The sequence below is a fragment of the Sporolactobacillus sp. Y61 genome, from assembly GCF_040529185.1.
GTDB lineage: Bacteria > Bacillota > Bacilli > Bacillales > Sporolactobacillaceae > Sporolactobacillus.
The window spans coordinates 1,325,445-1,347,867 of the sequence record NZ_CP159510.1 but is presented as its reverse complement, the minus strand read 5'-3'; the positions used below and the strand labels follow the sequence as shown (position 1 = coordinate 1,347,867).

At 41.3% G+C, this 22,423-nt stretch carries 15 protein-coding genes and 2 CRISPR repeat arrays; all 15 genes read right to left on the bottom strand.

Annotated features, from left to right (window positions below; genetic code table 11):
• Positions 1 to 55: 55 nt before the first annotated feature.
• The 15 genes from ABNN70_RS06525 to ABNN70_RS06455 all read right to left on the bottom strand — a co-directional run bounded on the left by ABNN70_RS06525 (position 56) and on the right by ABNN70_RS06455 (position 22,400).
• Positions 56 to 577, bottom strand: a complete 522-nt coding sequence (locus ABNN70_RS06525; RefSeq protein WP_353949175.1) for a flavodoxin domain-containing protein — start codon at positions 575 to 577, stop codon at positions 56 to 58.
• Positions 578 to 796: 219 nt separating this feature from the next.
• The gene (locus ABNN70_RS06520; RefSeq protein WP_353949174.1) at positions 797 to 1,057 is read right to left on the bottom strand and encodes a hypothetical protein; all 261 of its coding nucleotides are present in this window, start codon (positions 1,055 to 1,057) and stop codon (positions 797 to 799) included.
• A 46-nt stretch (positions 1,058 to 1,103) separates the two neighbouring features.
• Positions 1,104 to 1,445 carry a hypothetical protein gene (locus tag ABNN70_RS06515; RefSeq protein WP_353949173.1) on the bottom strand — a complete coding sequence of 114 codons (342 nt, stop codon included), beginning with the start codon at positions 1,443 to 1,445 and terminating at the stop codon, positions 1,104 to 1,106.
• Positions 1,446 to 1,550: 105 nt separating this feature from the next.
• Positions 1,551 to 2,700: a CRISPR direct-repeat array (repeat unit 30 nt; unit sequence GTTTCAATACATCTAATGTTACGGTTCAAC).
• Between the two features lie 79 nt (positions 2,701 to 2,779).
• On the bottom strand, positions 2,780 to 4,015 hold the full coding sequence (locus ABNN70_RS06510) for an IS256 family transposase (RefSeq protein ID WP_353949172.1): 1,236 nt from the start codon (positions 4,013 to 4,015) through the stop codon (positions 2,780 to 2,782).
• A gap of 229 nt (positions 4,016 to 4,244) precedes the next feature.
• A CRISPR array of direct repeats spans positions 4,245 to 8,369; the repeat unit is 30 nt; unit sequence GTTTCAATACATCTAATGTTACGGTTCAAC.
• A gap of 151 nt (positions 8,370 to 8,520) precedes the next feature.
• Complete coding sequence (gene cas2, locus ABNN70_RS06505) at positions 8,521 to 8,808, bottom strand: CRISPR-associated endonuclease Cas2 (RefSeq protein ID WP_353949171.1); 288 nt, start codon at positions 8,806 to 8,808, stop codon at positions 8,521 to 8,523.
• A complete protein-coding gene (gene cas1b / locus ABNN70_RS06500) occupies positions 8,808 to 9,812 on the bottom strand; it encodes a type I-B CRISPR-associated endonuclease Cas1b (protein WP_353949170.1) in 1,005 nt (334 codons plus the stop codon). Before cas1b ends, cas2 begins: the two co-directional genes overlap by 1 nt.
• Positions 9,813 to 9,827: 15 nt before the next feature.
• A complete protein-coding gene (gene cas4, locus ABNN70_RS06495; RefSeq protein WP_353949169.1) occupies positions 9,828 to 10,328 on the bottom strand; it encodes a CRISPR-associated protein Cas4 in 501 nt (166 codons plus the stop codon).
• Positions 10,325 to 12,853, bottom strand: a complete 2,529-nt coding sequence (cas3, locus tag ABNN70_RS06490) for a CRISPR-associated helicase Cas3' (protein WP_353949168.1) — start codon at positions 12,851 to 12,853, stop codon at positions 10,325 to 10,327. Before cas3 ends, cas4 begins: the two co-directional genes overlap by 4 nt.
• Positions 12,854 to 12,880: 27 nt before the next feature.
• Positions 12,881 to 13,663 carry a type I-B CRISPR-associated protein Cas5b gene (cas5b, locus tag ABNN70_RS06485; RefSeq protein ID WP_353949167.1) on the bottom strand — a complete coding sequence of 261 codons (783 nt, stop codon included), beginning with the start codon at positions 13,661 to 13,663 and terminating at the stop codon, positions 12,881 to 12,883.
• Between the two features lies 1 nt (position 13,664).
• Complete coding sequence (locus ABNN70_RS06480; RefSeq protein ID WP_353949166.1) at positions 13,665 to 14,618, bottom strand: type I CRISPR-associated protein Cas7; 954 nt, start codon at positions 14,616 to 14,618, stop codon at positions 13,665 to 13,667.
• The gene (locus tag ABNN70_RS06475) at positions 14,618 to 16,525 is read right to left on the bottom strand and encodes a hypothetical protein (RefSeq protein WP_353949165.1); all 1,908 of its coding nucleotides are present in this window, start codon (positions 16,523 to 16,525) and stop codon (positions 14,618 to 14,620) included. Before ABNN70_RS06475 ends, ABNN70_RS06480 begins: the two co-directional genes overlap by 1 nt.
• Positions 16,526 to 16,530: 5 nt before the next feature.
• Complete coding sequence (locus tag ABNN70_RS06470; protein WP_353949164.1) at positions 16,531 to 17,244, bottom strand: CRISPR-associated endoribonuclease Cas6; 714 nt, start codon at positions 17,242 to 17,244, stop codon at positions 16,531 to 16,533.
• Between the two features lie 111 nt (positions 17,245 to 17,355).
• Positions 17,356 to 18,744, bottom strand: coding sequence for a TIGR02221 family CRISPR-associated protein (gene csx2, locus ABNN70_RS06465; protein WP_353949163.1), 1,389 nt, complete (start codon positions 18,742 to 18,744; stop codon positions 17,356 to 17,358).
• An 83-nt stretch (positions 18,745 to 18,827) separates the two neighbouring features.
• Complete coding sequence (locus ABNN70_RS06460; protein WP_353949162.1) at positions 18,828 to 20,159, bottom strand: TIGR02710 family CRISPR-associated CARF protein; 1,332 nt, start codon at positions 20,157 to 20,159, stop codon at positions 18,828 to 18,830.
• Between the two features lie 81 nt (positions 20,160 to 20,240).
• Positions 20,241 to 22,400 (bottom strand): TIGR03986 family CRISPR-associated RAMP protein, encoded by a 2,160-nt coding sequence (locus ABNN70_RS06455; RefSeq protein WP_353949161.1) that lies wholly within the window; start codon positions 22,398 to 22,400, stop codon positions 20,241 to 20,243.
• Positions 22,401 to 22,423 lie beyond the last annotated feature (23 nt).

The window sequence follows — 22,423 nt, the reverse complement described above, 5'->3', positions numbered from 1 at the left end:
CCGCCCCTTTTCTACTGGAGGCGGATTACCCATTTCATGTTATAGGCCGCAGGATTCACCGGCTTTGCTTCATCCGGTCCCGTACTTTTTCAGCAAACTGTTTCCCGAGCTTTCTGGCCTGCTTTTCTTCTTCCGGTGACATGCTGAAATCAACCTTGAAATCGGGGAGAATCAGGTCGGCGCCCAGATCGTCCAGTTTCTTGTGGATCGTGTTGACCGCTTCACAGTACAGTTCATAGCTGGTGTCGCCCGCTCCAAATACAGCACACGGCACCCCTTTCAGATCGAGAGCATCCAGATCATCATAAATATCCTGCGCTTCGTCCGGCAGCTCCCCGTCTCCGGTCGTCCCGCTGCCAAACAGAAAGGCATCGTAGTCTGTGATTTCATCAGCGGTCGCGCCAAAGGCATCCTTAACTTTGGGCGTCACGCCTCCCGCACGAATCCCTTCAGCCATTTTCTGAGCAATATCCTGAGTGTTACCCATTTCACTCGCATAGAGAATCAGAATAGATGGGGTGCCCTCTTCACTTTTCTTCGAATCGGGCTGATCTATATGATTAGATTGACTGGTCATATGTTTTGCACTTCCTTCATCAGATGTTCTAATTGATATTCATTCTCATATTTAGATTAAACCATTCATCTGCTAAAAGAAAGTTTCTGATCCGGCAACACCGGACAGACAATGAAAGATGTGGAAATCCTTCACTCTTTACTTATATCCTTTACTGCCCGTGAAAATTTCCGATGACGTAGTGTTCATCAACCAGGGTGTTTAATGAGAGATAACTTGTTAATTGAAGTATCTTTTGATTTCTATTGCGTTTTTCAGGATAAGGAGTTGAATTTTTTTGGGATGTATCATGTAGGGCTTTTCGTCCAGACAGATTAACGGCTTTTGTGGATCGTACGGGCGCGAATAGACATCCAGCACATCTTCCATATGAGCTACGAATTCGGCGTCTTGTTTTTTGGGGATGGGCCTGTATTCATCACGGTGAGGCTTAAGTTCGTTTTGGATCACGTCTTTTTTCACGGGGACATCCAGGATCACTTTGCATTCCTGTTCCAGCAGTCATAATGACCAGTGCGAATAGCCTTCAGGCGCAGGCTTGAGCGAGTTTGATCATTTTCGTTTCGGCTTCACTATCGATTTTCTGGTGCGAGTGATCCGATCCCTCACCGCGTTTAAAGGTAAGGACCTCATCAAAGCTGTCGTTCACAAAAAGCCGGATCACGTTGGCCACGGTTGATGGGGCAACACGATTATACCTCGCAATCTCTTTACGCTGGTGTGTTTCTCCATGATTGATGTCGGCATCCAGTAAAATCTGACTGCGTTTTTTGATGGTCTGATTGGTCGTTTTGTCTTTCAGGATGTTCTTAAGCCAAGTCATTTCGTCGTCAGTTAAAGCAACAATGTGTTTTATTGGACGTATCATTTCGCCTTTTTAAATAGATTCTTATCAAAATAAGTAAATGTAACAGTTAATTTCAAAATCTTAGCTACAATGCACTAGTGATTCAAATAGTAAAAGCTTTTCATCATCTCAATACATCTAATGTTACGGTTCAACAGAACATTCTAAGTGCTGATAAACTCCGCAAACAGTTGTTTCAATACATCTAATGTTACGGTTCAACGCTGGCCGAGCCGGGCCGCATGGTGGACCTTAACGAGTTTCAATACATCTAATGTTACGGTTCAACAGGGACACAAAGATGGATCCGCCACCGCGCTCATTAGTTTCAATACATCTAATGTTACGGTTCAACACTGCTGACGAGGTCGCCGATAACATTTTTTCGGCGCTGTTTCAATACATCTAATGTTACGGTTCAACCACGACGGGGACATTAGATGCATCTCGGGTCAACGGTTTCAATACATCTAATGTTACGGTTCAACCCATATAGTCCCCCTTGCCGTGCTGTTCCAGCGCGAGTTTCAATACATCTAATGTTACGGTTCAACGGGCAAAGCATACGCCGTCCCGGCGTTCGCCGTCCTGTTTCAATACATCTAATGTTACGGTTCAACTAAGGACGGCAGGAGACTGGCACGGATTATTTTTTAAGTTTCAATACATCTAATGTTACGGTTCAACAGAGGGTAGCGAGGACGGATCCGCTTTCGTGGAGTTTCAATACATCTAATGTTACGGTTCAACCGGCGACCCTAAGAGCAATTTGGCTGATGGTATAAAGTTTCAATACATCTAATGTTACGGTTCAACCCACTGGTTCAAAAGAAACAACAGTAAGCCTATGGAGTTTCAATACATCTAATGTTACGGTTCAACTGAGGCTTTCTGCCAGATGAAAGCAAGCCTGACCGAGTTTCAATACATCTAATGTTACGGTTCAACTCGGGCAATCCTATTAAGATTATTTGGGATAGGACAGTTTCAATACATCTAATGTTACGGTTCAACGCTGATGGTAACTTTTGGGCGCTGAGCACATGCCAGTTTCAATACATCTAATGTTACGGTTCAACAGATATTTAAGAAATAAAGTGATACGTATGATTACAGTTTCAATACATCTAATGTTACGGTTCAACTAAAATGATTAATGAGGATGATAAAGTTCATGTAAAGTTTCAATACATCTAATGTTACGGTTCAACCGCTAAAGAGACCAAGGAGCGGACAAGCTTTCCGTGTTTCAATACATCTAATGTTACGGTTCAACTGATTATTTTATAGCCGGTATTACAACTCCAGAGATCAAGTCTTTTGTTGTGTGTAAATTCATCTCAGTAGAAGCAGAGTCATCCCTTTGGATAAAGGGTAGTGACTTTACCCGGTTTCGCTGATCTGGGTTGCTTGGCCTTCCAGTCAAAATAGTCGTCCATTTTCAAATAACGGCGGCCGCTCACCCACTTTTCATCCTGCTCCATAAGAACGGCCCCCATCAGACGGACGACCGAATCTTGATTGGGAAAAATACGAATCACCTTCTCGCGGCGGCGAAACTCTTCGTTGAGGCGCTCCATGCCATTGGTTGTCCGCAAACGGCGGCGATAAGGTTCGGGCAAGGAGAGCACCGCAGTCACATCATCAAAGGCCGTCTCAACAAACTCTGTGATTCGTGGTGCTTTTTCCTGATAAGCTTTCAAAAAAGAGTGAAGCAGGGTCTGAGCTGTGTCGACATCGGGCGCGTGGAGAATCGCTCGAACCTGATCGGCAACTTCGTGTTTTAATGGCTTTGGGAGCCGGTCACGCACATTGCGCAGGAAGTGTTCCTGGCATCGCTGCCAGGTCGCGCCCTGAAACGCTCTTTGAACGGCACTGACCAGTCCTCCATGATCATCGCTAACGACGACATCAACGCCCTTCAAGCCGCGTGCTTTCAGCCAACTGAAATAGCGGTTCCAGGCTTCCGTGCTCTCGCTGTCATCGATTTTTAACCCCAGAATCGTTCGATACCCCTCTTCGTTGATCCCGTAGCTGATCAGAACGCCCCGGGAACGGACACGCCCATTTTCACGGACCTTGGTATAAACGGCATCCACGATGAGAAAGGGAAAGCAGCCCTTTAGGGGACGATTATTCCACCCCTCAACGATGGGATCCAAATGTCCGCAAAGTTCAGAGACGGTCGTTTTTGAAAAGTCCGTGCCGCAAAGTGTCTCGGTAATTCGGCTGACTCGCCGGGTGGACACCCCGTTGATCACCATTTCCATCAGGGAAAGGACCAGCGCCTGTTCGCTGCGCTGATAGCGATGAAAAAGATCCGTTGAGAAATGGCCGTTACGGAGTCTGGGGACGTTCAGGGTGAGCGTTCCCACGCGTGTTTTCAGTTGATGAGGATAAGAACCGTTTCGATAATCCGTCCGCTTTTCACTCCGTTCGTATTTTTCGGCGTTGATCTGTTCACTGGCCTGCGCGTTCAGAACCTGATTTAAAATCATCTCCAAGAGGTCATCCATCGCCGAATCTTTTTCGTTGCCAATAAATAAATGATGCAGAAGTTGTTCATCTAGAGTAATCTGTAAGTGAGCCATCCCTGAGTCTCTCCTTTAGAATTTGGTTTTTGTCGACTCTATTCTAACTGAGATGATGGGCTCCGGCTCATTTTTTATAGAGAAATGAAAGGAACAAGTGAAATCGAACCCCGCTGTTTCTCTGGAGGGGGCTGGCCAGCCCCCTCCAGAGAAACAGAATACCTTCTCATTTCCTCATATTCAGATAACCCTTTTTACACAATTATAAGGACTTAACTACTCCAGAGGGGTTTCAATACATCTAATGTTACGGTTCAACAGAAGAAAACAATAATAATAAGGGCTCTGAAACTATGTTTCAATACATCTAATGTTACGGTTCAACAGATATAAAGAAATAAATAATTGGAGGTTTTAAACAGTTTCAATACATCTAATGTTACGGTTCAACTAATCCAAAGGATAATATGGATGATATAACTATTCAGTTTCAATACATCTAATGTTACGGTTCAACCTATGAAACGCTTATCAATCATGAGGGGGACGAGGAAGTTTCAATACATCTAATGTTACGGTTCAACCCATACGGGAAGAAACACGTGATATTGTTTCGACTCAGTTTCAATACATCTAATGTTACGGTTCAACTTGCGAAATAAAGGATATTTTATCTTGATTATTACTGTTTCAATACATCTAATGTTACGGTTCAACATTTTGACAAAAAATCATACAAAAAAGGGGATTTTAGTTTCAATACATCTAATGTTACGGTTCAACCTGCTTAAAAGATGCGGAGTATATGCCGATCAACGAGTTTCAATACATCTAATGTTACGGTTCAACGATTATATTAGTAATTCCGATAAAGAGTCTGAAAAGTTTCAATACATCTAATGTTACGGTTCAACATTTGAATGGATAGACGATAGCTTTTTTATACAGGAGTTTCAATACATCTAATGTTACGGTTCAACCTGATGAAGTGATAGACAATATCATATCGGCAGTGTTTCAATACATCTAATGTTACGGTTCAACCATCACGGGACGGATCCCTGCTCGGGGCGTCTGGGTTTCAATACATCTAATGTTACGGTTCAACCTTAGACCGCGCATTGGAGAAGATATATAAAATAGAGTTTCAATACATCTAATGTTACGGTTCAACGCGATGGCACTTACTGAAAAACAGCGGCGATTCGTGTTTCAATACATCTAATGTTACGGTTCAACCTCGGCACATTCTCTGACAGTCATACGATCAGTCAAGTTTCAATACATCTAATGTTACGGTTCAACTTGCCCATGGCCGCATTCATGAGCCGTTCTGGGAGTTCGTTTCAATACATCTAATGTTACGGTTCAACTCCGCTAGCTCAGCCATGGCCCAGCGTTCAGCTTTCGTTTCAATACATCTAATGTTACGGTTCAACCAGCATCGATGTTTTCCTGACTGATCAGGTGACCGTGTTTCAATACATCTAATGTTACGGTTCAACACCGACCAGCAAGGCGCAGGAATCACAAGATGATCGTTGTTTCAATACATCTAATGTTACGGTTCAACTCAAAATCAGCATGAACAACCGGAGCAATGACAGCCGTTTCAATACATCTAATGTTACGGTTCAACAGGGGGCATTAAAATGAATACACACTTATTTTTACGGTTTCAATACATCTAATGTTACGGTTCAACTATAGCCAAGTATACAAAGTGAACGGCATTGACGAGTTTCAATACATCTAATGTTACGGTTCAACAAATAAAGTCGTCGACCGTTAACGGCCAGTTCCGCGGTTTCAATACATCTAATGTTACGGTTCAACCCGGAAGACTTCACAGCGGAGGACGTTATCGAAGCGCGTTTCAATACATCTAATGTTACGGTTCAACGCAGGCAAAAAATAATAATTGAATAATTGCGTTTACGTTTCAATACATCTAATGTTACGGTTCAACTGCATAAATAAAAATAAGTAAATCTATGTTAAATAGCTGTTTCAATACATCTAATGTTACGGTTCAACTATTTTGGAGGGATATATAGTGGCAACAACAGGACTGTTTCAATACATCTAATGTTACGGTTCAACGCGAAACCACAGCGGAGCGTGCAATCCGGATGCAGGTTTCAATACATCTAATGTTACGGTTCAACTATACTACTATGGAGCGTATCAGTTCAGCGATTCGTAGTTTCAATACATCTAATGTTACGGTTCAACACGCCTGTTCGGCGTTCTCATTTGTTCAACTTAGCATGTTTCAATACATCTAATGTTACGGTTCAACGTTTATTTCCTGTAGAGCCTTGATAACGTCTTCCGCTGGTTTCAATACATCTAATGTTACGGTTCAACCAGGGATGGCTGGTCAAAGCAGCGATGGGCACAACCAGTTTCAATACATCTAATGTTACGGTTCAACTTATAGATAGCTCTTTTACAGATGGTGCGCATACAAGTTTCAATACATCTAATGTTACGGTTCAACTCATCCTGTTATGCAGGTCACGGGAAGCATAAAGCAGTTTCAATACATCTAATGTTACGGTTCAACATGAGTAAGGCGATTGTCGAAAATACGCTCTATATTAGTTTCAATACATCTAATGTTACGGTTCAACATGATTGGTAAGGCGTATTCTGGTGGAAGTATCCTGTTTCAATACATCTAATGTTACGGTTCAACTGTCCAGGCATACGGACTATCAATTTCGCTATCTCAGTTTCAATACATCTAATGTTACGGTTCAACAATTCCAGATAGCTATGTTCCATACGGTAGACATATGTTTCAATACATCTAATGTTACGGTTCAACCCGTGACAGCGACGGGAAACTTTTTGACAAAGTGAAGTTTCAATACATCTAATGTTACGGTTCAACTATGATTGCGTCTCGGACGGGCATCAGCAAGAAGGGTTTCAATACATCTAATGTTACGGTTCAACGGCGGTGCTGATTGCCGCGGGTGTGGTTAATAACCGTTTCAATACATCTAATGTTACGGTTCAACTTTTAACTTTGTTAAAATCAATGTCCCCCTGGTAAGTTTCAATACATCTAATGTTACGGTTCAACTAAGCTTTGTCAATTTGGTTGCCTCATTCATAAATTGTTTCAATACATCTAATGTTACGGTTCAACGCGGGTGCTACGCAAAACCAAAAAAGGTGTTTTTCGAGTTTCAATACATCTAATGTTACGGTTCAACCAGCCGGTCGCTAGTCCAAACAAGATCATGTGCCGGCGTTTCAATACATCTAATGTTACGGTTCAACGATACAGGTGATAAAAATTATGTCCTGCAATTTGAAAGTTTCAATACATCTAATGTTACGGTTCAACAAGGGGGTAAAAAATAATAATGGGTGTAAAAGCTATGTTTCAATACATCTAATGTTACGGTTCAACATTGAACCATTGACTGAGGTGTATATCAGAAAAATTAGTTTCAATACATCTAATGTTACGGTTCAACGAGTGCTGACGGAAAAACAATTACCTTTCATACATTGTTTCAATACATCTAATGTTACGGTTCAACTATCTATGGCAGTTATAGAGTAATTGAAATGGCCGCGTTTCAATACATCTAATGTTACGGTTCAACGGAACGGTCTTTGACCCATCAGCTGTGACTCTGGAGTTTCAATACATCTAATGTTACGGTTCAACAGAGGATGGATCAAAAGAATTTATAAACACGCAGTAGTTTCAATACATCTAATGTTACGGTTCAACTTTATGCTCAAATTTTTTCGAGGAGGATTCATCAGTTTCAATACATCTAATGTTACGGTTCAACATAAATCTAGTTATTGCTATTTCTCGGTTGTCACTGTTTCAATACATCTAATGTTACGGTTCAACTAGATGGTGGAAATAGGTTTATTTTTGGCGTTGGGTTTCAATACATCTAATGTTACGGTTCAACTGGCAAAGGACATAAATACGGAAAAGTGAGCAGATAGTTGTTTCAATACATCTAATGTTACGGTTCAACGATCTCCTGCTGGGAAGAGCAGGCAGAAGCTAAATGCGTTTCAATACATCTAATGTTACGGTTCAACCAGCCGCTCCATCCCGGCGAAGTGTGCAATCTGGAGTTTCAATACATCTAATGTTACGGTTCAACCAAAGTTATCAGCGACAACTGTAAGAGTGTCGCCCTCAGTTTCAATACATCTAATGTTACGGTTCAACACATTACGTCAAATAGTTTCGGTTTCTCCTGTTCGGTTTCAATACATCTAATGTTACGGTTCAACGAACAAAAGAAAACACTTTCCACCCAGATGTCGAGTTTCAATACATCTAATGTTACGGTTCAACAAGAAAACCGAATCGACGTATGGGGCGAAGAACCATGTTTCAATACATCTAATGTTACGGTTCAACGCCGAGTAATACTGGGTTTCCTTATAATAATTTTATCAATAAGCCCTTTACTTATCAATACTCAGGCTGGTCTTTTCCTGGCTTTTGGTAAATATCAAAAACGTTGAAAAGCACCAGTATAATCGTATTTGTTAATTTATGGCAGGAGAAATCAAAGAAATAAATCTTCCGGATCTTGATTATTCTTTTGACCAATTGTCTCTTCACGAAAATCTCGTTCATTTTTAAGCAGAAGAATAGACACGAAATCATGATCTTCATCCATTTTTGCTTTTAGTTCTCTTTTTAACTGGATCAGTTTTGAGGGAGTAATTGGGCCACGGAAAACTGAGTTCTGGTAAGGATAAAGGTATTTCTTGCATATTTTGAAGATCTTCTGCACGCGTTTTTCCCCGACATCATAAAACAGGAATGCGTAATTCGAATGAAATACAGCCATCAGCATTTCTCTCTAAAATCAAACGGTTTAAAAGCCTGTCCTTCGACGCAAAGTTTTATGAGTTTATAAGCATCCAGTTTTATTGCTGTCTGGTAGGACACCTTTCTTTTCAATGTCGCGTGCTGAAAGGTTTCATTAATTCGACTGTCAAATGCCTTTATAAAGGCTGTTTTCCCAGCCCTATTGAGAAGACAGTAATTAAGTTCCTTGTCAAAATGTCTGCCAACTTGTATCTTCCGATGATTTACCAGTTCAAATATCGTTTTATAAACGATGATCGGCTTAAAAACTTCGCATAAATCAAGACTAAGTGAAAACCGCCCTTCACCGGGATCGTGTAAAAAGCTGATTTTTTGATCCAGATGTGTATGATAGATCTGTGTGATTGTTTTCGCATACAACAGCGAATTACCGAATGAAATCATGGCGTTCATCGGATTGTCTGGTGGACGTTTCACTCTTTTATTCATCAAAAAAGTCTCAGGAAGGAAGTACTTAAACGACTGATAAAATCTCTTCCATATTGTCCCTTCAATAAACAACACCTGATTGATCTTTAAGTCACTGCTGCTCAGCAAACCTGGCACATTCTTCCTCAGCCAGTCAATCAAAGGTTTCAGTTCTTTCGCACCATGGGAGTAATAATGATATAAAACAGAATAAATATTGTTTGCGATACCTTGGACAATCGCTTTGGCAACGATTATCCGATGTTCGTCAAATAACCTGGCCTGCTGAATTAAAAGGCGCCCGCTTACGAGCTGTTCTTTAGGATAGAAAGTGCCTGAATATTGGTGATAATAATTAAAAAAATGCATTGTTACCTGTGCTTTAGCAAGAAAATCAAGTAATTTGGTATTTAAGCTGACTTCATTGAGGCAGTATATCTCCTTGACTCCCTCGATCGGGAGATACCGGTGCCCTTTTTCATTACGGAAAATCAGTGAGTTATCCTTACGTTTCAATTCTCCCATCGTTATAAGATATTTCACGGATTGTGCCATCGATTCTCCTCCATTTCATATGTAGCAATAAGTATAATAAGCACACTTTTTACAGATTGATTTATTAATTGGTAATGGCGGTATCGGTCGTTCTATAAGTTCTTGTATCAGACTGATGATCTCTTTTAGTTGAAAAACCAGTTCATCCGTCAACTCAGTATAATGAATTTTTCGATTTTCTTTTTTCTTATCGATGATCTCAATCTTTCCCTTTCGATCAATCCCCTTTTCTCTGAGAATATACAGATAATAAAGTGTCTGCCACTTAACCGCTTCCAAATCAGCATCCGATTTCTTAATTTCTACAAGATATTCAGGAGTTAATTTATCAATTTTGATATTATCGATTGCGACCTCTTTCTTTTTTGCTTTTTCTTCCTTTAATTGATGTAAGATCCGCCCAATCCGAACCTCTTCACTGTTATCCTCTAAATTCAGTTTATTAGAGAATAACCAGCACTGACGCTTGCAATGTATATAATAATTGACCATTGTACCAGTGACTTTAGCAGTCAAAGAAAATCACTCCCACTATCCGCCATATATTTTTTTCGGTCAAATTTGTAATAACCCGTTCTCTCATCTTTTTTCATATACTCACTCCCGCATGAAATATAGAACAGATCGCCAACAATCTGCTCCTCATCTGCATAAAGAGGTAATGTCCCTTTTTTCAGATAAAATGGATAGGTAAAATAACTCATTTCTACTTGTATCTGTGAAAGCTTTATCGTCTTCTCAGCATAGGGCAGACTCCTATTGCGGAGTAACTGGCGGAAATCATGCCAAAGCTTTTCTCCATCAATGATTCGTTGATTAATTTCCAGATGATAAGGCAGATAAAGGGTCACTGCAACCTGATCAATCAAACGCATATCATCTTCTACGTCTTTATAGCGCAGCCTTTTTATATGCGACAATAACGGATCATTATCACCAGGACGGATCCATTGAAAGGCCTTTTCATAAAGGGGTTTGAAGTTCTTTTCAATCAGAGCCTGTCTGACAGATTGATCATTCAGATCATATTCCAGTCGGGAATCCTGGCCATAAAGCACGGTTGCGTCGGAATAGTTGAAAAAATAAGCAGTACAACCTTGACGTTTGCACGATCGATTGATTCTGCCAAGAAATTGCTCCTCGCTGTCAAATAACGAGATATCCTTAAAGCCAATGTCCATATCAATATTCAAACCAGCTTCAATGACCTGGGTGGCAACAATGATCACGTCATTAAGTGCCCATTGACCATTGTTCGTGTGATTTAATTGATCAATGATTTCTTTCCGGTAATAGTTGTTGTCATCACCCGTTAGTTCAATCACCAATTTATCCGGATATTTCTCACAGAATTTATCGTAGAAATCACGTGCAGCACTGCGATAAATAAATTCAAACAAATACCGTTTTGGTCCATTATGATCAATGATTTGACACATATGATCAAACAATGCATCTCTCGGACAATCCAGCAGTTTGAAATTTAAATGTACCCGATTTTTAAACAATGGATCATTGAAATACTTTTCTCTGCGTGGCACAAGATTAACAAAACGTCTGGATTCCGGTAAAAATGCATCGATTTTTGGAAGTGTCGCTGACATAATAATCATGCGTATATTCAGGCATTGTGCATACTCATATAATAATTGGGCGATAGCCGGCCACAGCTCATTTTTATAGCTCTGGATTTCATCTAAAATAATGACACTGTTTGCCAAATGAACAAGCCCTAAATTCGCCTGTCTGGTTGATCCAAACAAAAAGTTAAATAGATGGACATGTGAAGTCAGAGTAAAAGGATACTGAATCGTCTGGTATTTAAGTAATTCACTTTCATAATCAATTTTTTCTTGAGATGCCTTTGCCGCTTTTTTCTTACTCATGATTGGTTCAGCTGAGTTAACAATCGAAACAGGATATTTCTGCTGCAAATTTTTGGGGAAAATATCATCCAGTGTCTCTTTTGTCTGCTCTGTAAGCGTGTTGAATGGAAATACATAGAGTACTTTTTGAAGATCAGCATCGTTTTTTAACAACGTCAGCGAAAGATTTATAGAAATATTCGTTTTCCCGCTTCCCGTCGGTGCTTCAAGGAAAAACATGTGCTCATTCTGGTGCCTCCTTAGTTGCCGCTCAGACTCCAGAAACAACTCGCTTCTCAGTTTATTAATCGGTTCAACGTTGAAATGCTCTACATCATCCTGATAATGTCTGATTGACTGATAAAGGGGTTTATTTGCGTAATAACGATACAGTATCTTCTTATCTTTATCAGTCAGTGTGTACAGAGGAACTTCCTGATTCTTCATAAACCGCTGAGTCGCAAAAAAGTCACAGGAGACGATGCACGAATAGCAGAGTTTAATCAGAATGTATGTCGTCAATGGTGATACTCTGTGACGAACCTTTGCCTGAGTATTTCTTATTTTGTTTATTGGAAATGCCTGAAGTACACGATCTGCTTTCTTATAGTAACGCAGTAACCTGGGATGGGCCTCTAATTTGGTCAAATAATTCTCTAGATCGTTCAAATACGTTTTTTCTTCACAGTCATCACCAATAATATTCAGAAGTCCGGTATGATGGCGGGAGACAGAGTACGAGAACCCAAATGCGAAGTATCGTAATAAAAAGGTCCATTTTGGGTCCGCCTTTAATCGGTCAATTTTAGTCCAGACAAGATCAAGATACAGAATGGCCGACAACATAGCATGACTTGTATCGGCATAATCGAGAGGCGCTACCTTTTTATTTTTCAGAGTCTGTCGTTGAAAAGCGGGATTAATCTTGCCGATATCATGCCAGTAAACCGCTTTAACAAACATCTCAGAAAGAACTGATTTAATGGTCTGATTCAGAGACTCCCCACTGAATCGGATTCTGCTGATCGTATGCCCTAAGATTTGATCCAGATGTTTGATTTTTTCCAACTGGTGATAATAAAATAACGTCTGATCAGAGTGCTGCTGCAATGTCTCATAACGTTCTCCTGAGTTATGAGCCAGCAGATCATCCAACCGGCGAATGCTTGTCCACATGAACAATATCCCTCGCTTTGTCTCAGCTTAAAGCAATGCCAGAGTCTTTCCTTCTGTCTTATAAAACACACTTTTACGAGGAATGGATTCAATGAACTTATTGGTCAGGCAGACAGTCCTGAATTTATAATAATTCAGTTTTGGATCCAACTTCCAGGGCATCATTTCCTCAAAATAGTAGAAGGATGAATTCTCCGGAGGATCGGCAAAATCATCAAAAATAATACCAGGTATCTCATAATACAGAGAATTGATCTCATGCACATCCCTGATCAATGTACTTTCACAGACACGGGGATTATCAATAACAGCCATATGATCGTTTTTTCCGAGATAGGGAACATAGACCGATTGTCGATGGATAATCGCCCTTTTCAGATTCTCAAAAACAGTCGTGTCCATTTCGTTATTCTTAAAAAGATAGATGGTCCAATGTGGATTTTCCAGCCACTGCTCTCTTACGATGAGATTGCCACCTTCTTCCCGGCTGGCATAGCCTACTGAATTATTGAAACTTTGTATTTTTTTAGCAAAGTAGCCACAATCGCCATGGGGAACAATCGCTACATTCAGGTGTTTCAGACACTGATAAAATTCAGGGTATTGGTTATCTTTATTCGTTCCTGCCTCCCTGATCGCTTCATACTGCTGTGTGTACCCGCCATACCCAAGTATCGAGCCCAGAAGACCTAACAACGCTATTTTGTGAATATGTGAATAGGTAAAGTAGATTTTACTGTTCACATCCGGCTTTTTAAAAAAAGCAAACTTCCCTTTCAATTCAAAGGCGACGGTTTCCAAACAGATCACCTCATTTCACAGGTTCTTTGGTAAAAAGATTCTTCAGTTCGAACCGATCCGTACTTGTAGCTTCCAGTTTGTAAGGATCATAGTAGATTTCTGCCTGTTCGATCTCAGTTGCGTACGGCTCAATCAAGGCCGCAACATCCACCAGATCAACGATACTCTTGTTGCCTGTTTTTTTATAGACAAGATAGTTGTCCAATTGGGGCAGATACAGTTTGCTGCCTTCTTTACAGGTAATAAAAAGTGCAAATTCGTTGGCACAACCTGACTTACTGTTGGTATTCAGTGCCGTAGCAGATAAAAGTGCGGCTTCTTTGAACTTTTGATAGGCTTCTTCAGTATAGCCCTCAAACCCTTCGACAAGCTCAACGTAGGGATCATAATTATACGGGTTTACCGAAAAAGGGTAGAAATAGTGAGCTTCATCACTGATAATTTTCTTCCCTATCGATGATGCATCTTTCTGACCTGAATCATTAACTTCTTCTTTCTTTGAATTACGAAACGGCGAGAGAATATCCTGAATTTCTGTCTTTGTGTCTTCATATTTATTCAGCCCCTGACCAATCTGGACCACACCGGTCAAACCAATATTCTGTTTATTTACAGCAAAGGTAGCTCCGAAATTCATCACATCAATCGCCGAGAATAAATTTGCCAAAACTTTTGCCGATCCATCATCCTTCATCACTTCTTCACCAAACAGATAAGCATAGCGTTCGGTCAAGTCCCTTGGGATCAATTTTCCCGTTTTTTTACCAAGCATATACGATTTGATGTAAAGCACCTTTTCCCCATTCTCTGCCCAGTAGTGCTTAATCGCATACTTTAAAGCCTTATCACTGCCGAAGACCTGCCCGCTCATCGTCGATTTTGGTCTTCCTGAAAAATCAGCATTCCAGTTGGCCATTGTGCTCTCAATACCGATTACTCCATAAACACGCTTCCTGAATTTCATTAGACATCAATCTCCTTTTCATCATTCTTTGTTTTCTTCTTAAAAAACAGATTTGCTGAAAGCAAGCCGGCCAGCATCAGTTCCTTATCAAGCTGTGTTGTTTTTTCATCAGGTGAATAACCCATGACTGCGGCATAAGCATAATTAAATCGTTGATAATTATGCCTCAGACGATATCCATAAATCTTCCGCATCTCTTCCAATTGTTCCTTTAGCTTTTCAGGATTACCAACTGCCATCATGACTGGTCGGTATAAATCATGGGTCATGTTCGCCGCTTCAGACTGAGCGGCGAGATAGTACGTCAATTGCCCTGCCAGGTAATAAAACTGTCGATCGTTTTCAATAGCAAAAAAATTGTTATTATCCAGATCATGATCGGTATTGTGATAAAGTTCTGATAAATAATCCATAATATCTTCTCCTTTCATTTCATCAATTTTCACATCTAGACAATCCAGCAACCCCAGGCGGAGATAATAAGCCTGTAAAATCTGCGTTCTACCTCCCCTTTCAGAAGTTACTATCAATTCTGTAATTAATTCCAGTGTTAATCGATTTATCATTGGCCGAATAGCTGATGCAGATCCCTTAAAAAGAAAATCAAACCACGCCTGCCTGCTCTGGAGAATAATCGATTGAAGTGTGGGTGTTATCACCTGATTGACCGAAATTTCACCTGTCAGCCAGCTACCCTGAAGCTGGTTTTTAAAAAAGAAACGATTAACCCAACCGAAGAGTTCTGCCCGATCATAAATCTCTTTATCTGTTTCCTGATATGTTTTCAGTTCCTTATTATATTGTATCTCTCGAAATGGCACCCTGACTTTCCGCTGTCTTGCGTTGAACGGGACATTATCTAAATAAATAACACTGGAATCGGTATCCAGACTAAGATAATACATGCCTTCTTCAGACCGAAGATCCTGTTTTAGAAGTTCCTGATAGGAATATTTCTGTGTGATAAACTTGCCATGGCTCTCCAACCACTTATAGAGATCCTTCCGAGCGATTGCTTCATCAACCGACAGACGCAACGGTACTTCAGTTCGCATTGTCCGATGCTTTAAATAGGGCTTTTTGCCGTTAACTGTCATGTCACCGGAAGGAAGTCCGACGATGTTTGATCCGTCAATAGCACAATAATCATTTACCGTATAAATCTTCTGAACAACGTAAAGCTTGTATTCCTGCTGATAGTCTTCAACCGGTACATCAAAAAATATTTTGACATAATTGCTGAAGTTTGTTCTTTCTTTGATTGCTTTTAACCATAGGATGATTTGATCCATATTTTCAATCAAATATTTTCTAATATCATGATTTCGATTCAACCGCACAGGATCTTTAAGGGCGGATACCAAGTCGGGATAATTTTCAGTAAAGAATTGATCCCGTTCCTTTAGCTGTTGCTGTTTATCCTTTTTTTTATGGGCAGTAATCGGATACAAATTCAGAAATCCGTCATCAAACTGCTCCAGCTTTTGATAAAACTCTTCGATATGTTTCTTCAGTTCATCCGGGAAGAGCACTTTTTTTTGTTCAGCTGCCGACATATCCTCCTTTTTCTTATCAAGTAAAAAAGTCTGTTCCTTCATAAAAAATGCCAGCGGCGTGATGCTGTGGATCTTTCGGCCTGGGAGATCAACCATTTTATTGCTGGAATCAAACAGAACGCTGCTGTAATAATCCAATTTTTTGAACTTCTCCTGGAGCGACTTATTGACATAAGTCTCTGTTCTATCAATAATGACATATGAGTTCTCGATTGAATCCAGATTTTGCTCCCACGTTTTGTGATAGTCAAGCAGAATATAGATGCCTCGCTTCAATTTGTAAGTATCAAAAAGAATCGATTGATTTTTCTTGACCGCTTCTTGATACATTTTTGTAAAATCCATAATCAATGCAATCACCTCCCTGTGAAGTTAGCAACGACAAAGCCTGACCCGAGTATTGCATTCTTTTCCAGTAAACCGGTATTCAAAGCCATTTGTGCCAATTTCTGCGAAAATTCATCTTCAGATACAAAAAGTTTCATTTTGTTTCCAAGCATTGACATATGCTTGTATCTCGTTTTTACAGGTTTTCGATTGATCATCTGAATCCGCCTGACAAGTGGTTGAACAACATGACCAGGATTATGTGTAAAATAACGGCACTTTTTCTCCAGATTTGTCTGGATGGCGTGACTTAACTGCAGGAGATCACAGGTGGGAAGAAATGGCTGGTTATCCTCTAAAGTGAGGATAGCCGGATTTATTGTATAAAGTTCTGAAATATGCCTGTATGGTGCGATCTTAATTTCCGTTGCCAGAGTCTTTATAAATGCACTAGTTGTCTTTTTCACAGTAATTCTGAACTTTTTCAGCAATGATTCAGAAACCGCGCGTAGTCTCCAGACATATACCTTGCCGGATTTGTAATAGCCATCCTTCTCTATTGGATAAAAATTTGAGAAAACATAGCCTTTAAAAATCCGCTCCTCCCCATGGAGCTGTTTCAATTCCGGGTCAAGAAGCATCGATCGGTTAATAAATTTGCCGATTTGTTCCTGGCTTTCGCTGAAATGGCAATTCTGGAGTAACAGTGAAGTAATGATCAGTTCGTTGGTTGTTTCAGACATGAGTAGCCTCCTGTAAAATATCGCCATACGTTCTTCGGGTAAAATGCAGATCATAAAGGCTTGCTTTACCGAAGAACCTGCAAACTGCAAGCAAACCCGGCAGATACCTGCTCATTTTTTCATTCGCAACCCTTCATTCTGGAAAAAAACTTTGAAATGATTCAGCAGTTTTTCCATTGTACGGCTCAGCTGATCGATTTTCAGGTTAGAATGATCCATCGATGCATGATTCATATTGTTACGGTAACGCCTCAGCTGATCGTATTTTTCACTGAACAGATTTCCATACGGCGCCAGTGTAGCGATCACACGGTTAGCTGTCTCCACGTCATGGCTGTCACAAAGCGGCAGTCCTACCTTTGGAATCTGTCTGTTTTTATAATTCATAATCGCCGTCTTAACAACCTCACGATCATGCCGGTTATTATCGTGCAGGCCATGTATCCTACAGAGTAATGTTTTTATATTTTCCTCCAGAAATGTATAGGATTGCTGGATTCTTCCGTTCTCAAAGCACCATCTGGCTGCGTAAAACAGATCCATCGCTTCGTTTTCTCCGAATCCTTCAAACTTGCGATTAATTTCACCGATCAGCCGTTTCAAAGGATAAAGGGGGGTGCTCTTCTCACCCGTCAGATTATTTATTGCTGAACGCAAATGCTTCAGTGCCTGCACATAACTGACTTGATTTCCCATTGGATAGTCGGGTTTCATAGAATGTCCACGGACGGTTGTCAAAGATAATCCGGCGTCTTTCAGGGAGTCAGCTATTGTCTGTAACTGATCCAGCTGTTCGCGCTCATCCAGCGGACGTTCCCGAATTTCACCGGATTGCTGTATTTCCCGAACAATATCATTTATCCTGCCTGCATCCCCGGTCCGGAGAAACTGATCCACACCGTTTGTCCAGTCGAGCAACCGCATCATAGGAGAAAAATCGATTATCCGTGCATGTCCGTATTTTCCCTCTGAACCCTTTATGCCATGATTGACTGATGACAGATCGTCGAGCCGGCCATACAGAAATTTGCCATACCGAGCTTTCTTAATCACGCGGGCATAGTTAATTACCGCCAGAGCCACGATCGGATTAGGTCTCAGACTGTGGGTGATATCGAAATAAATGGTTGCATTCGGATAAATCTCTGAAGAAATAAGATCGAACAATTTCCAGTGATCCGTTTCAGACTGACCGGCATTTTCGATCAGTACCTTTTTGAACCGGATTCCGGAGATGGTCCTGAGACAGGACTTTAACCCCCGCTTCGCTTCACCGGCCTCATCCTCATAAAAACCATCCTCCCAGTTCTTCTTCAGCGCATCCTCTGTGACAAAAATGACAACTTCCAGATGTTCGAACATTCGCATCAGATGCTCAATAATCGCTGTCTGTACAAAACGGGTTGGCCGGCTTTCCTGCCCATGCCAGGTATAGATACATTCCTTATAATCTGTCGTTCCAAGAAATGAAAATAGAATATTCCGACCGATTGTTAACACCCCCCAAGAATCATCTCTCAGATGATCAGAGATTAGTCAGCCACTCTACATTCCGATGATCAGGTAGACAAACATGAACGTACTTATAGGATAATTTGATTGGGTAGATCCATGTAATTTTCCAGTTTTATTTTTGATTTTGCCAGCTCCTTATTTTGATCATCACATTTCTGCAAAAAGCCGATGATTATGCGGCTTACTTTTTCGTAGTCATCTGTTGACACATGCCGTATCCCGTGCGCAAGCAGACTGTAGTTTCTGATTGTCAGGGAATCTGTTATTTTATCCTTTTCCGGTTTCCATAGATTTCCGATCGGGTGATGCAGATCAGCCAGCAGTTGGTAGGCGGCCTGCAGAGGAATTTGAACTTTACCACCATTTTCTGATGCTTTCCGCTTTAGTTCGTCAATGACCGGTTTATCCGCACCAAGCTGTGCCACTCTTGCGATGTCAACATCTGACGTATCAATGTTGAACTGCATCAAAGTGACCTGGGCATACATTTCCGTTGCTCTGTAAAGACGTGCCACCGCATCGTCAAAGTGTCCTTTCGCTGCTTTCCGTTTCGCATTTCTGATCAAGTCATAGATGATCAGGTACATATTCTGGCGTCCCTTCCTATATTTCCTACGAGTCGAGGGATCATAGAATAGATCAACAGCGTGTGCCAGTCGTTTTGCAAGAGATTTATAATCTGCTATCACCTTTTTTTGTTCGGAGCTGATCATTTCTATATACGATTCCAACAACTCCCGGCTTTCTGCATAATCAAAATTATCCCAGGCAGAAAATGCCTTGCAGAAATAATATAATTGATTTAGTTTCGATGATGATGCTTTATCAGATCCGAAACCTTCTGTCCGAAACAGATTCTCAATCAGGGGAATGCCCGACTCATAGTCCTGTTTCCTGATAAGTGACTGAACAATGATCATGCGCCGCTTCCCGAAAACAACATTTTTCTTAAGTAATGTGGCATAGCTGTGTGTCCCTGTTACAGGATGAAGATCAGATCGATACCCGGTTACGATAGTGAAATTAATATCTCTGAACTCCGCACCGGCACTATACAGCCCGGCGGCCATCGACTTTGTACCTCCTGTAATATCAACAATGCATTGATCGTTCCTGTGTTTTTTCAAAACAGGCAATACCACGTTAAAGGTATCTGCCGGCTCATCAGGATCTACTTCGAGGATGGTTGTCTGCTCCGGATTTGTTCCGGACTGTATCATGATATTTGGACGGGAATTTCCGCCGCAAACATTCCCTTTCCCCGTAACCATGGACACACTGCTCGCCTGTCCATTAGAGCCATCCGAACAAACAAAATAAACATGGTCGGCATGTGCTGATTCAATGCTTTTTACAAGCGGAGTATCCGAACCACCAATTGTCAGAATTAGTATCTTCACACTCATCATTCCTCCTCGTGATGATCGATCCAGAGTGTGCTGATCAATCTCCATTATTTTGTTGTGAACTGATAAACAGGCTTATCTGTTATTCTTGTGATCACCGTTGTTATTATTGTCTTTGTCTCTGAGCTTCCGCAGTTTAGCCCACCGCTCATCAATTTGGGAATGCCTATCACCGCCTGAGGAATAATAATTCCCGGATTGTCCAGACCGGTTGTTTCGAAACTTGTTTTGAGACTGCTGGTTGTTCCTGCCACTGCCCCTTCTAAACCGGTTGCCGAATTGCTGGCCCCGTGGTCTTTTGCGCATATCCCCCTTAAAGTACTTAATATGTCCAGTGAGAAGTTCATCAATGGTCGGCAGTGGATCTAAACTTTTAAACTCTTTCAGTTCACGATATCGTACCTGAGTATCCTTCATTTGATTTGTGAGCATCTTGAAGAATCCCTGGACACTTGGTTCATTCATGATCATCACTTTCTGTTCATCCCGCATGTATCGCTTGAAACAAGAAATGTATTTTTCAGGATCGGCTGTTTCGGTATAGTCATTGAAAAAAGTAAAGTGTGATCCGTACTTCTTATCCGGACGCTCGATCAATAATTTTACCGATTCACGGTCGAGTTTCATTTGACCATAGCCATATGGTTTTCCCATGCCTGTCTGTATCACACTCTGTTTATTCAGCAGCAGCGACCACAGTACCAGACCGAGCTCGTCCGGTGCCAGATTGGTGAATCGAATACACCCTCTGAATGTTGTCCCTGCATCCAGCAGGTGAAGTATCGTGTTCATTTTGTGATTTCCTGTTGGTTCAGACGGTTTCGGTTTCTGTAACCAGTACTTTTTCATTCCTCTTAGCTGAAAACGGTTATCATTGTAAGAATATAAAGTCCCTGACTCAGCCTTTGGCTGCTTGATGTAAAGAGGATAAGCTGTCGCTTTCGGTTCTGCCAGAGTGACGGTTACTGATTTGTTCGGATGGGGGTTTCCGTCGGCCTGAAGATCACTGAATGATAACCGGGATTTGTACGACTTTTTCAACTTTGGATGCTTTTCATCGCCTGTAAACCCGAAAAGAGCCTTATCATAATCCAGTTTCTCTCCCGTTCGGAATGCTTCCGGGAGTCCATGATGAATGGTGTAATCGTAAAAAATACGTAAATATGGGGTAAAGCCAAAACTCAGCTGTTCATCGGATTCCGCATAGAAAATAGGCTTCTTCATCGACTGGTCACGGCCCGGAAGCCAGTAGAAGGTGCTGTTTCTGTCCTTTTTTTTACTTTCGCCAGACATTTTTTTTCGTTTTAAATCCTGTTCATAGTCGTCAATGGATCTCGGATCAATGATCTTGCCGCCGTCCGGACCCACGTCTGAAGGGTGTCTGATTATGTAGTGGTTTTTCTTCCCCTTGATAAATCCTGAGGACAGAAGTAAGCCGTCTTCCAGTCCCTTCTCCAGTGGAGTTGATTTTGGCACCACCTTACTTACATGAATACCGTCCACATCAAGAGCAAATCGAACCGGGGTATAATATGGATGATAGTTATTCCTGTTTTCATAATCTCCCAGAATTCTGTTTATCTTATTCCGGTCCTTTTTATAGCTGAACCCGCGTAACTGTGACCACACTTCAGGTCTATACATATAGTTAATCTCTTTTACCTGTTTCAAATCCATCTGGCGCAGTTTCTTTTCTGAGATGCGGTAAAACTGCCTGCCATTCCTGTCTTCTTCAGCCGGGATAATTCGATAACGTTTGCTATCGGGCATCCATTCGATATAGCCTGCCTTCAGTTTATCCGGAAGAGCACCTCTTTCGGCCTGCTGATGCGTTTTTTCCCTGCCTGTTCCGACGCCGATCGCCGCATCGTATTGTTTCTTGAGATGACTGTTTGTACTGGCCACATTTCGATAAAGAAAAGTTTCATTCTCGATGTCGTCACGAATATTGCTCATCCCCAGGATCTGAACATGGCTGCGGATCAGCCCGCGAATGGAACGTCCGGGTATGGCGTACCCCAACTGGTTCTTAAATGGGTATACTTCATTATTTTTTCTTTCGCCCCCGGAGCAGACCGGTGTCTGTGCTTTAAAGGCGAATTCAACCTTTCCGCTCAGCGTGCCTTGAACATATCGATTATGATGTGGAAGTTCACTGATATCAGCATACCTTTCCACCCACTTGTCAGGAAAGTCGATAAAGTTATAAGGAGCATTCGTGTATCCTTGTGCCATCAATGAAACCTCCTCTGGTATAT